8 protein-coding genes are annotated in these 12,982 nt (G+C 50.3%); 1 reads left to right on the top strand and 7 read right to left on the bottom strand.

The features are described 5' to 3' along the window. Positions 1 to 50: 50 nt before the first annotated feature. The 6 genes from BN2762_RS17720 to BN2762_RS17745 all read right to left on the bottom strand — a co-directional run bounded on the left by BN2762_RS17720 (position 51) and on the right by BN2762_RS17745 (position 9,578). Positions 51 to 1,637, bottom strand: a complete 1,587-nt coding sequence (locus tag BN2762_RS17720; RefSeq protein WP_055108227.1) for a response regulator transcription factor — start codon at positions 1,635 to 1,637, stop codon at positions 51 to 53. Beyond that, a complete protein-coding gene (locus BN2762_RS17725) occupies positions 1,638 to 3,353 on the bottom strand; it encodes a sensor histidine kinase (protein WP_055108228.1) in 1,716 nt (571 codons plus the stop codon). It lies immediately after the preceding gene. 66 nt (positions 3,354 to 3,419) lie between these two features. After that, a complete protein-coding gene (locus BN2762_RS17730; protein WP_083484999.1) occupies positions 3,420 to 5,669 on the bottom strand; it encodes an alginate lyase family protein in 2,250 nt (749 codons plus the stop codon). Then, positions 5,659 to 6,780: a glycoside hydrolase family 88 protein gene (locus BN2762_RS17735; RefSeq protein ID WP_055108229.1), complete on the bottom strand. Its 1,122-nt coding sequence runs from the start codon at positions 6,778 to 6,780 to the stop codon at positions 5,659 to 5,661. Before BN2762_RS17735 ends, BN2762_RS17730 begins: the two co-directional genes overlap by 11 nt. A gap of 132 nt (positions 6,781 to 6,912) precedes the next feature. Beyond that, positions 6,913 to 7,536, bottom strand: a complete 624-nt coding sequence (locus tag BN2762_RS17740; protein WP_055108230.1) for a DUF1796 family putative cysteine peptidase — start codon at positions 7,534 to 7,536, stop codon at positions 6,913 to 6,915. A gap of 203 nt (positions 7,537 to 7,739) precedes the next feature. Continuing rightward, positions 7,740 to 9,578, bottom strand: coding sequence for a UbiD family decarboxylase (locus BN2762_RS17745; protein WP_055108231.1), 1,839 nt, complete (start codon positions 9,576 to 9,578; stop codon positions 7,740 to 7,742). 334 nt (positions 9,579 to 9,912) lie between these two features. Here BN2762_RS17745 and BN2762_RS17750 point away from each other — a divergent pair, with 334 nt between their 5' ends. Further along, positions 9,913 to 11,301, top strand: coding sequence for an MFS transporter (locus BN2762_RS17750; protein WP_055108232.1), 1,389 nt, complete (start codon positions 9,913 to 9,915; stop codon positions 11,299 to 11,301). A 165-nt stretch (positions 11,302 to 11,466) separates the two neighbouring features. Here the strand turns inward: BN2762_RS17750 and BN2762_RS17755 are convergent, their stop codons facing one another. Then, the gene (locus BN2762_RS17755; RefSeq protein ID WP_055108233.1) at positions 11,467 to 12,186 is read right to left on the bottom strand and encodes a YebC/PmpR family DNA-binding transcriptional regulator; all 720 of its coding nucleotides are present in this window, start codon (positions 12,184 to 12,186) and stop codon (positions 11,467 to 11,469) included. Between the last annotated feature and the right edge of the window lie 796 nt (positions 12,187 to 12,982).

The raw sequence follows: 12,982 nt of genomic DNA on the forward strand, positions 1-12,982 counted from the left end.
AACAAATTGTCCATTCAATTTGCTCGCTTTCTTCAGCCTAAGCCCTATGTTCATTTGCGCGCCGAATGCTTTGCCTTATATTCGCTTGGCGTTAATCCGACATATTTCTTGAATACTTTGGAAAAATAGGTTCTGTCCGAGTACCCGAGCCCGATCGCCATCGATTCCAGATTCTGATTGGACATCTTCAGCATTCTCGTCGCCAGCTTCATCTTGTATTGATGCACGTAATCCGTGAAGGTAACCCCGGTCATCCGCTTGAAATAGCGGGAGAAGTAGCTCGGGTTCAAATACAGATAACGTGCCATATCGATCGAAGTGATGTTGTCCGCGAGATGCTGCTCGATATACTGCTGGATCACCTGGAGCTTCGGCTCCTGTGTCGCATTCGATCCCTGAACGTCCCTGCTCTCCATGATCTGAATCAGCTTTCTTTCCACCAGTTCCATGGAATCGCTTAACGTTCGCGACAATGTCAGGTAATGGAACAAATCCTCCTCAAACTTCAGATTCGAGAACATCAGCTCAATGCCCCGCATCATAAAGGACAGCTCCCGGGCGAAATCCCCCGGCTCAAGCATCAATTCCCGGGCATGATCTGCGATTTCAAGCAGCGTGCTGCGGATCGTATCCAAATCATGCTTGATCACAGCCTGCTCCAATTGCGAGATGCAGCTGCTGAGGAAGCCTTGGGGAGCCGGCTGGAACATCAGCGCAGCATTCCGGGAAGCATCGGTTACAGCGTAGTCGGAGCCTTCATAGAACTCGATCTTGTGCTGCTGAATTTGCTGATAGACTGAGCCGATAGAATCCAGCTCCATCTTCTCCGTAACCGTGACTATACTAGGCTCAATCTTAAGAAAATGCGCACATTGGGAACGCAGCTGCTCTAGAAAATTGTTGAAATGCAGAACCGCATTCTGAGCCAGATTCATCCGGAAATTGTACAGAATCGTAATATGGTCCTTCTCCAAAAAGGGCGTAACCCCTTCATACGATTCGGACAGCTCCAAGGCTATATTATAAATAGCGTACATAATCAGCGAATATTCACTCTGCTTATAGCGTTTATCGAAGCTGGAGAACTGAACGTTGATGATTCCCAGCAGAAACCACGGGTAATTCCAGGAGATCCCGATTTGCGAGGCATAAGCCATCGTCATCTCGGACGGGGCTCTGTCAATCACTCTTTTTAACAGATCCTGACGAAATAGCTGGCTGTTATAGTTCGATGTCTTCCAGCGAATCAGACCTGTCCGGGATTTCAATATCGTTACCGATTTCTCCAGGCTCTTCTCCAACTGCTCCGGAGTAAGCTGATCCTTGATCAAATAGTCGTCCGCCTTAAGCTTGAGCGCTTGCTGCGCGAAATGAAAATCTTCGTGGCAGGTCAGAAAGATCACGCGAATATCCGGCTTCATGGAGGTGAACATGCTGGCAAGCTCAATCCCGTTCTTTTGCGGCAGGCCAATATCCGTAATTAGGATATCCGGCTGCACCTCTTCAAACATATGCATCGCTTTCACGCTTGAATAGGTGGAGCCGACAATTTGCAGATGATTCCCCTCCCAGTCTATCATTTGCTGCAGCACTTTAAGCATGGGAACATCGTCGTCGATAAGCATGACCCTGTACATCTATTCATTCCCTCCTGGTAGAAAATCATGGTTAGCGCCTAAAGGCAAATACAGAGATGCGGAGATGCCGCCCTGCAGGCGGTTGTTCATCGACATGGCGGCTCCCTCTCCGTAGGTCAGCCTCAGCCTCTGAAGGACATTGATCAACCCGACTCTTTGATAGGAGCCGTCATGATCATCCTCAAACATCAATCTTCGGTTAAGCCGCCCCAGCGTATCTTCTTCTATACCGATACCATTATCCTCAACCTCAATGAGGATTCCGCCGGCCTCCCGCCGCGAGCGGACCGTAATGATTGGCGATGGATGATCTACCAATCCATGCACGATCGCATTCTCTACCAGCGGCTGCAAAATGAGCTTGGGAACAATGAGTTTTTTCGTCGCAGGATCCAGATCCATTTCAAGCTTCAGCGGGATTTCATTGCGGATTCTCATAATATCAACATAGTGAAGAAGAAGCTTGCATTCTTCCTCCAGGCTGGTCGGTTCATTGACCTTCAGATAGGCCCGGAGCAGGTTCATCAGCGAATCGATGATTCCGCTGTGCAGCTTGTCATGCGTAAGGATCAAGCTGCATTTGATAGAATTGAGCGTGTTGATCAGAAAATGCGGACGAATCTGCATAAACAATGCTTCCAATTCCATGACCCGCTTCTGTTCCTGCTCCTGCTCGACATCATAGATCAGCTGCTGCAGCTGATCCAGCATCGTATTCAGCGTCTGGCCAAGCTCTGCGATATCATCCCTGCCCTTGACCTCAAGCCTTGCATCCAGATTCCCCGTTCCGAATTGACGAACCACTCGCTGCAGCTTATGAATCGGGCTGTGCAGTCTTTTGGCGATCAGCATCGAGGTCGCGGAGAAGACGAGGAACAGCAGGATGACTCCAATCAGTCCAAAATAGAAGGTCCGGGAAATTTGCCCCGACCAATCCTTTGCCGATGCCTCATATACGAGCTTCCAGCTTGACTTGGATATATTACGGACCGTTCTGACGCTCCCTTTGGAGTCCGTTGGATCCAGCGTCAATTCTTCATTGCCGGCGATCAGTTCCCCGGAAGCGTCAAACAAAGCGACCTTGCCGAACTCTATAGGACGGAGCTGCTTCTTGAAATAAGCCTCCCCGATGGAGACGAGCAGCACGGATACATGCTGCTTCTCGCTGCCGTCATAAATCACTCTGGCAATATAATAGCTTTTTTTGCTGCCTGCTCCGCTGTCAGCCATGCCAAGCCATTGCAGCTTCTGAGGCTCATTCAGATCAACGCGCTTCATGAGCTGCTCTACCGTGGTTCTGATCCCGGTCAAATCCTCCGTTCCGGAAGAGATGACAAAATGCTCGCGGTTTACGAGATACATGCGGATATTATGGTTCAGCGGCTTACTGTTAATAAGGTTGAATAAATCCTGGATCTGCGTAAACAGCACATAGTCAGTGAAGTTTTCGAGCCGTTTCGTGTCAGCAAAAGACTTCAAGTTCGCCCGGACATTGGTATCGTTTACAATAAAATGCGAAGCAAACGTTACGTCATCCACGGTCTTGTTCATTTCTTCAGTCATGACGTTCAGGAAATTCTCATTGCTTAACTGCAGCTTCTCCACCATCGAGCTTCGGATCAACAGAAAGGATACGGTCGACACTGCGATGAGCGGAATAAAAATAAGCAAAAGGAATGACAGCTGAATTCGTTTATAGTAGGTTAGTTTGAACATGCACTTCCGCGCCTCTCTCGTACTATTATTTTTAATTCTAGCAGGTTGTCATCCCTTAAGCATTTGTTAATTGATTACAGTGATTGTCCTCTCTTCTGCTGTACCGGATATAAGCACCACTTCGCCAAATATCTGCACGCCATCCACGACATAGGAATCAAATTGGCCGGATGGAGCCCTGTGGCTGACAACTAGAATATGCTCGCCGTCCAGCTCAGGATGTGCAATGCGGCAAGCCTCTGCCTGCTCATCATCCACCTGTTCGCCCGTATGGCGGAATACGGGGATCTTGGAGACTTCCGGTCGATCCGCCATCCCAGGGCGCAGCGGGTACAGCACCTGCATCATAGTTGTCAGCCCACTGCCGCTTCGTGAATAGGTTACTTGATGATTAGACTCTAGCAAATTGTATTCGCGGGAAAGAACCCCCTCAGTAATTTCAGCGCTCAGCCCATGGCCGTTCTCCTCCGTGCCAAACACCGGGATAATCAGCAGATTGGCTTCATCTTTGTGGTTCGTGAGGCAGACGAGCGAGCCCTCCTCAAGATCGATAACCCCTGGGACAAAATGAAAATGCTGTCTGAACACATGCGCATCTTTGCTGCGGAAGCGGTCGACCAGAAGCCAGTAATACGGCTTAATAAAAATAATTCTGCGGTCCGCAAGCACCGGATCGTCCAATTGAAGATAGCCGTCATGGCTGCCTTCGACATAGTCATAGGCTGGCCGGCTGATCCATTTGCTGCCTAACGGCCCGGCGATGCGGTGATAGGACCAGGTATCCGCGATTTCTGTAAATCCAAGGCCATCGACGGTTGTTGTATTATGCGCTGCACTTTCTTTTAATGCCTTTCTGAGCGGCGTATGGTCACTATAATTGTACCTGCCTAAATCCGTCAAAAATTCCTTCCCATATGCATACAGATCGATATGCAGCAGATCCGCATGTCCATGTCCTCCGCCCAACGGCCCGCAGTGAAAATACATGTATAAATCCCGCTCACTCCAGCCTGAGCGCATGACATAGTGCCCGGAATGGATGAAGCCATGGGACACCTCCTGCGGCTCAGCAGATGCCAGCCTATCATAGCTGCGAATTCCTTCGATTCCGAGCAGCCAGGCGCTGTCATAGTCCATTCGCAGATTGGCCCCGAAGCGCAGCGTCTCATCCTTGAACAATGCAGCCGCAAAGGTCAGCAGCGAACGGACGTCATTATCGTCGCTGTCGCCAAACATAGGCTGTCTGTGATTCGGCTTGGCCCAATACAGGGAAGCCAGCGCCATCTCGCATACTTTGCCGCAGAAGCCTTCATCCAGCTTCAGTCTATTAATTTCGGCAAAATAAATGCAATCGAGATAACAGCTCATCACCTCGTGGTGATAGGTCGGCGATTGCTCCCAGTGTATTCCGTCGGCCATCACCTGGATTTGCGCCGTCTCCTTCAGCCTCTGTTCAGCGAGGCTGCGCCACTGCCCGGCAGCTGCAAATTCCGGAAAGAACAGGGCGATCTGGAGCAGCCCACTGGTCTCCAGCACGCCCCAATTGCTAATTTTCTTCCAGCTTGTAAATGCAGCGGCCAGATACTGAGCATGCTCAGCCAGCGATGCGAGCAGCTTCGCCAGCAAGGCGGGTGTAAGCTGCGGGCAATCCCAGACGTAGCGCAGCGTCTTGATCCAGTTGCTGCCGCGCAGCCCGGCCTCGATGGTACGCCAGGCCAGGTTGTCGCCTGTCGGCGCCTCCGGCACCGGGTTGCTGTCGATCCAGGCCTCGAGCTGGCGGCAGAACGCTGCCGCGTATTTATCATCTCCGGTCATGGCATAGGCTTGACCGAGGGCAACCCAGTATCGGTGACGATTCAGCATATAGGCCCATTCCGGGTCAATATCAGGAATATAGTGCCAGTCGATCGCCTCTTCGAACGTTACCGGAACCTGTGTTCGTTCCATGTCCCACGGGAACTGGAACAGAAATGTCTGACCGACGACCTCATCCGCCGTTCTCATGACCGCCGCCACTTCATCTGCGCAGTGCTTTTTTACATATTCGGCAATTTGTGCCGTCTCCTCTGTTGTCCATCGGCAGCCAGGCACTTGGCGCTCTCTATAATAGCGATGCAGTGCAAGCAGCGCCTCATCCTTGCGATTCTGCCTGACCGCCTCAGCCACATCAGCCAATTCAGGAGCCTGCAAATTCAGGAGCGAAAAGAGCAACGGCGCCTTGTCCTTGCCAGGGGCGCTCAGGCCGGAAGCGTTCAGGTCAGCGGCGTTTAGATGAGCAGTGTTCACGTCGGCGCCCTCTGTACCATTAACGTTCATACCAGTATCCCCTAAGTCCTTTCTCCAGACGCATCAACGCTTCCAAATAGTAATAGTCGCCCCAGATCATATAATCATCCGGCGATAGTCCGCCCCGTACGAAATAGGAACCGCGCTTCAAGAGTCCCTCGGCATCCTCTCCCATCGTGGAGTAATTCTCCACCAAAGAGGTCAAGGATTCGGCAAGTCCCTGCTTGAAGCAATCCCGGTCCGGGTCCTGCTCGCCCAGATGCTCGAGCAATTCCAGCAGACCGGCGGCAACGATAGCGGAGGCCGAGCTGTCGCGGTAGGTGTCACCGTCTACCGGAGCATTGAAGTCCCAATAAGCGACGTGATCCTCCGGCAAATGCTTAAGGAAATAATGCGCCATCCGCCTGGAGGTTTCCAGATATAAGGGGTCCCCTGTATAACGATAGGCCAGCGCGAACCCGTATACTCCCCATGCTTGTCCCCGCGTCCAGGTGGATCCGTTCGTATAGCCTTGATGTGTAGCGCCTCCAATGGGCTCTCCGCTGCTTGGATCGAAGAAGAATGTATGATAAGAGCTATCGTCCCCACGAACGATATAACGTCTTGTTTTATCAGCCTGAGCGATCGCAACCTCGCGATATTTCGGGTCTCCCGTCTGCTGCTCCGCCCAGAACAGAAGCGGCAGATTCATAAGGCAGTCGATAATAATCCGGCCTGCCTCCTTCGGATCTCCCTCCGGACCCCAGGCCTGAATATAGCCCCCGGCCGGACGCCAGCGCTTCAGCAGCAAATCCGCAGCCTGCAGCGTCAGCTGCCGGGCGCTCTCCTCTTTTTCAACGATCCATTGCGCCTTTGAGGACAAGGAATACAGAAAGCCGATGTCATGATGGTCCAATACGGTCCTAGCCTCGAAGCGGCGGCGAAAATCCTTAACCGTCTCCACGGCTTTCTGACGGAAAGCCTCATCTCCCGTGTATTCATAGCACAGCCAGAGCATGCCGCTCCAGAAGCCATTCGTCCAATCGTCGTTATCATTCAATTGATAGACGCCGCCCGTACTTACATGCGGGAATCTTGTTCCGAACCGCTCCATATTCGCCCTGACTTTACTTACCGCATCCTCTATCGCCCTATTCCACATTGTTGCAGCTCCTTTCAAACCTAATTCTCTTAAGCTTATAATAAGAAGTGCAGTATATTACTAATAGGGGCTATTTTTGACCTTCATGTGCATAATTTTGACTTTCAGTCAGGGAGGGCGAACGATCCGCTATTAGCGAATCAAAGTCACACCTCGAAAGGCATCATTCCAGTATGAATCCCGCAGGTTCTCATCAGGTACATCAAGATTCACACTGACACAGCAAATGCCCTCGTCCGGCCAATCATGATCTACCATGCTGCTTCCATTCGTATAGTTAATAATTAGAAGCTGCGGATTTCCGCTTACCATGGAGGACAAGCTCTCTTTTAATCGTATGGCCTCTTCACGGGTGCAGCGCTCACGTACAAACAACGAAGATTGACTGTGGGCGGCTAAACTCAAAAAGTTGCTGATTCTTCGATCCCTTTTTTCTTTAAACTCAGCGTAATTTGTAATCATCGGCTGTTCAGTAAGGATCGGAAAATCATGAAAGGAATACATTTGGTATTCCGTATCCATGACTGAATAAAAACCATTATGCGTTCCCAGAATAGTTAGGTTGGGTTCATCCATATACCCGTGAAAGCGACGATCCAGCAAGCGAATAAGTTGATCCGTATTCTCGGAGATTACCCAATCAATAGGGCCGGAAAAATTGCGGAGCGTTAGTCTCTTCAACTGGTAAGCAACCATGCAGTTATAACCAAGGCTCATGATGAGATCATAGGGCCGGTGCAATCCTGATTGTCTCATTTCGTTATACCTCCCTAGCAATCTTGTATATTTCTAGTATTATATTCACGCTATTTTCTATGAACTGGATATTCACCAGGCAGCAAACATATATTTATAAAAATAGCTCCCGTCTCTTCAAGAGATAGGAGCTTTTCGGTTCACCTGGTGCTGCTTCGGCCAGAGGATGAAATCTATTCTTCTATTCTAGCTTTAATTCCGCCCTATCCTATCTTCATCCCGCCAAGACTCGCTCCTTTAACAAAGAGACGCTCGATGCTCTTCTCCACCGCCGGATCAGGAATGAGCGGCGGCGCTTGATGGGGCTTGCAGCGGGCATCAATAATGACGTTGTCGCAGGCCCAATGCTTGTTGTCGTAATAGCTGTTTACACCATAAATATCATGAGAAGGGTTGCTGCGCGTAAAGGTGACCCACAGGAAATTGTTAAGCGATGCACTCAGAAACTCGCTGTCGTCACAGAGAATAATCATTGGGCAGGACAATAGCTCCCCTCTTGCAGCGATGGCCTTGCTTAGCTCCTCCAGCTCCCGATTCGCGCTGGCGTAGTCCTGAAACGCCGGTCCCTGCATAGCGACGATGCCTGGCATGATGAAGCGCACAGCTTCATAGCCCCGGATCTCTTTGAGGCTGTCCGGCACCTCTGTGCATAGTTCCCTCTTCTTCTCGCCGTATGCGGCAAACACAACCTTGCTTCCGGTATTCAGCCCTGTTCCGGAATAATCAAGCGTATCGATCGTCGTATTCGTATGGAAATGAATATCCCGATGCAAATCGATGCGCTCTAGGATATAGCTCAGGAACTCGACTTCCCGGTACGTGCTGAGCGGCTGCTTCTCTTCGGCGGTGATAAACAAGTATTTGGCCAGGCTCAGCTGATTCGTTCCGAGAATATGATTGGCAATGGTAAGCAGCTCTGCCGGCCGTTTAACCTCCTGATACGGCGTATACCGCTCGCTGCCGATCGCGAACAGCAGAGGATGCACGCCCGCGGCATCGACCGCCTGAACCTCCTTCACGCCCGGAACCTCCAGCTTGACGGCATCTCCCGTCAGCTCGTGGATCAGCTCGCCAAACGCCGTATCCTCCTGCGGCGGCCGGCCAACGACCGTAAACGGCCAAATTGCATTCGGCTTGGCATACACTTTATGTATCTTCATCACCGGGAACGGGTGAATCAGGCTGTAATAGCCCAGATGGTCGCCAAAAGGGCCCTCCGGCTTCGTCTCGCCGGGGTGTATTTCGCCCGTGATGACGAAATCGGCATCCTGGCTGATGCAATACCCGTCCGCATAGCCATAGCGAAAACGCCGCCCGGAGAGCAGCCCGGCGATCATCAGCTCGCTCATCCCCTCGGGAAGAGGCATGACGGCGGCTAAGGAATGCGCAGGCGGACCGCCGACGAAGCAGCTGACCTTCAGCGGCATCCCCTTCTTATTCGCCTTATCCTGGTGGATGCCGATCCCGCGATGGATTTGGTAATGCATACCGACTTCCTGATTCATCTCGTATTCATTGCCGCTAAGCTGTACGCGGTACATCCCCAGATTGGAATTCATGATGCCCGGCTTGTCCGGATCCTCCGTATACACCTGCGGCAGCGTGATGAACGCGCCTCCGTCCATTGGCCAATGCTGGATTTGCGGCAAATCGGAGATTTGGATCTCCTCCATGTTCGCAAGCACCCCGCCCCGCTTCTTCATCGGCAGCGCGGTCAACGCGGCCAAGCCCGTGCTTATGCTTCGAAGAGGCTTCCTCAGAGCTTTCATCGGATCATTGCGCAAAGCGATCACGCTCTCGGCTGCCTCCCATGTGCTGCGAAAAATAAACTTGCTCCGTTCAATGGTCCCGAAGAGATTAGACACGGCACGATATTTCGTACCCTTAATATTTTCGAATAATAATGCTGGCCCCCCTGCCTCAAAGACGCGCAAATGAATTGCAGCCATCTCCAAATAAGGGCCTACCTCCTCGCGAATCCGGACCAAATGTCCGTGCCTCTCCAAATCAACGACACATTCTTCCATGTTGCGATACTTCATATGTTAGCTCCATCCATTCTCAAGAGATATTCGTAATCCATCTGATGTATTTGACTATTACTGCTTCCTATCATGATACCATATCAAGCGCTAGCGGTAGTAGTTTAGTAGCATACTCTCTTGTGAACAATGTCGAAAATAAACCTTGAGTGCTTTCAAATGCCGCGTACACTTTTCGGAGGGGATATGCTATAATGGCTTGGTATTTTTTCTCAATCCTTAGATTTGGAGGCGTTTTAATATGCGGCAATGCCATTATGCAAGGGTACATCATTTAGGGGAATACGCATCATTGACCCTATAAACTGCGGTTCCCCTTAACTAAAGGGGTTACATGCAAGTGCAGCACTACAATAAAGTTCAAGCATCGCGATTTATTCTGTGGCTCGGTGTTTTAACCTTTTTCAGCGTAATGAACGAAACCATGTTCACTGTTTCATTACCGGATATTTCAAATTATTTTGGCATTACGCCATCTGCGGCCAATTGGACGAATACATGCTTCTCGCTTTCCTTTGCGATTGGCGTAGCGGTATATGGGAAGATATCCGACCATATCGGCATGAAGAAGCTGCTGCTATTCGGCATGCTGACCTATGGCTTTGGCTCGGTAATTGGCCTGCTGTGCCATGCCTGGTATCCGGGCATGCTGACCGCTCGTTTTTTTCAAGGTGTAGGCGCTTCGGCCGTCCCATCCCTAATTATGGTAATGATCGTCAAAGTAGTTGACCCAGGACAACAAGGAAGAGCATTTGGCCTGATCGGGTCCGTCGTTGCCTTTGGCGAAGGGCTGGGTCCCGTTGTTGGAGGCGCGATTTCCGGTTATATACATTGGTCTGTATTATTTGCGCTGCCGTTGGTGTCGCTGCTGGCTCTACCTTTCGTGTTAAGGATACTTCCTGACGAAAAATCGAAAAGAAAAGCGTTTGATATGACCGGGGCAGTTCTGCTGTCCATCGGCATTCTGATGTTTGCTCTGTTCACGACGCTGTACCATTGGGTTTACCTGGCTGCAAGTCTGGCTCTGTTCGTGCTTCTCGCCTTTCATATCCGCCGAAGCCAGCAACCGTTTCTGGAACCGTTTCTGTTTCGGAAAAAAGCGTATGTCGCCGGGGTGCTTACGGGTGCTTTGCTTCTCGGTACAGTCGCCGGATTCATTGCCATGGTACCTTATCTGATGAAGGCCGTATACCATATGCCGACCAGCCTCATTGGAGGTTCGATTCTATTCCCCGGCACGCTTAGTGTCATCCTGTTCGGAATGCTCGGAGGGATACTCGCTGACCGGCGGGGTCATATCATAACGATGCTGTCCGGTCTCGCCATGATTGCAGCCGGTTTCTTGATCATACTCTTCTATTTGGATCGGGGACCTTGGTTGATTGCAGTCTCGATGATCCTGACGTTTGGCGGACTCTCGTTCGTGAAGACCATCGTATCCGCCGGTGTCGCCAAAACACTGGAGCCGGATGAGGCGGGCTCCGGGATGGGCATGCTTAACTTTGCCTGCTTCCTGGCGGAAGGCATTGGTATTGCCAGTGTAGGCGGGCTGCTGACCAGGCCGTGGCTAAACGCTCGTTGGATCGGAACTGTAACGATGCAAGCGGCCTCGCTTTACAGCAATATGATGCTGATTTTTATGGCACTGGCGGTGTTCGGCGGCACCCTGTTCCTCCTCGCGTATAAGCGGACTGCTAATAAAGATCAGACTGGCAATTCATAACGATGGGGAATGAACGTGAAAAAGCAGCTTGGATCTCTATGAAGAGAATCTAAGCTGCTTCATTTATATTTTGACACAGGCATTCAATTTAGTCGTCTTAACACAGGCATAATTTAAACGTTTTGACGCAGGCATAGCTTTAACGTCTTGATGGAGGCCTTCAATTTAGTCCTCGAATTCAACATTGTGGAACACTTGCTGAACATCCTCTAAATCCTCAAGCGCATCGATCAATTTCTCGAATTGGGCCTGCGCTTCCGGTGAAAGGCTAACGTAGTTCTGAGCGAGCATCGTCAGCTCCGCCACGGTAAATTCCGAAATCCCTGCGCTGCGGAAGGCCTCCTGCACGGCATGGAATTGATCCGGCTCTGCATAGACGATAACGTTATCCTCTTCCTCGATAATATCTCTTACGTCCAGGTCGGCTTCCATCAAAATTTCAAAAACCTCATCGATCGTTTTATCCGCTACACCGATCACAGCCGTGGCATCAAACATATAGGACACTGATCCGCTGACTCCCATGCTTCCGCCGTTCTTGTTGAAGGCCGAGCGCACCTCCGGCGCCGTCCGGTTTACGTTATTCGTCAACGTGTCTACAATGACCATCGAACCATTCGGCCCAAAGCCTTCGTAGCGCAGCTCCTCATAAGTTTCTTCCGCACTGCCCTTCGCCTTGTCCAGGGCACGGTCGATGATCGCTTTCGGGACGTTATACGTTTTCGCCCGTTCAAGCACAACCTTCAAAGCGCGGTTCGATTCAGGATCCGGCTCGCCCTTCTTGGCTGCGACGTAAATCTCTACGCCGAACTTTGCATATATACGACTCGTATTTGCATCCTTCGATGCTTTCTTCTCTTTAATATTATTCCATTTACGACCCATGCTGTTCCCGCTTTCTTTTATTATTTTACGTTCCTATTATAACATCTTCCTGCAGTTTAAAAAATTGCAGTTGATCATATTTTCAGAGTAAAGCACGAAGAAGTCCCATCATACGTTCTATCCTATATTCCATCCTATATTCCATCCTATATTCCATCCTATATTCCATCCTATACTCCATCATATATTCCATTCCTCCATGGAAATACGCGTCATGCTTACGGACCTTAGTTCCGCTATTTCTCCAAAACCGGCTTTTTTCACCAACTAACGGACACAGGGGCCGTTATTTCAACAAAATGACCATCGAAAGCAGCGATTTACCTCGAATAGCGGAACCTGGGTCCGTAAAGTACACAAACTAGTCTCGTTTCATACAAATAAGGGCTCTCAAGTCCGTAAGAACCCGCAGGGCGTGGAATTCCGAACCAAAAACGACACATCCGTAAGTGACGAATGTGCCGTGATACCACGTATTGATTTAACCACGTATGAACGCATATTTATATGCTTATAGCCACGTAGGAGCGCACATTACTGTATTTGACCCAACATAGTCACGTAGTAGTACATTCACCGCATTTGACCTCAATAGCCACATAGAACTGCATATAGCCTGCATCTGCACTCCAATAGCCAACAAAGTGCCACATTTACCGCTCCTGACTACATTAACCACTGGGGCGATTTATGCTGCGCCTAGCCAGACCTAAACACCTGACTACATTTGGCCACACTTGACCACACTAGACCAAACCTAGCCACACCTTGCTACACTTAGCTACATCTGCACATT

It is taken from the genome of Paenibacillus ihumii (genome assembly GCF_001403875.1).
GTDB classification, from domain to species: Bacteria; Bacillota; Bacilli; order Paenibacillales; family Paenibacillaceae; genus Fontibacillus; species Fontibacillus ihumii.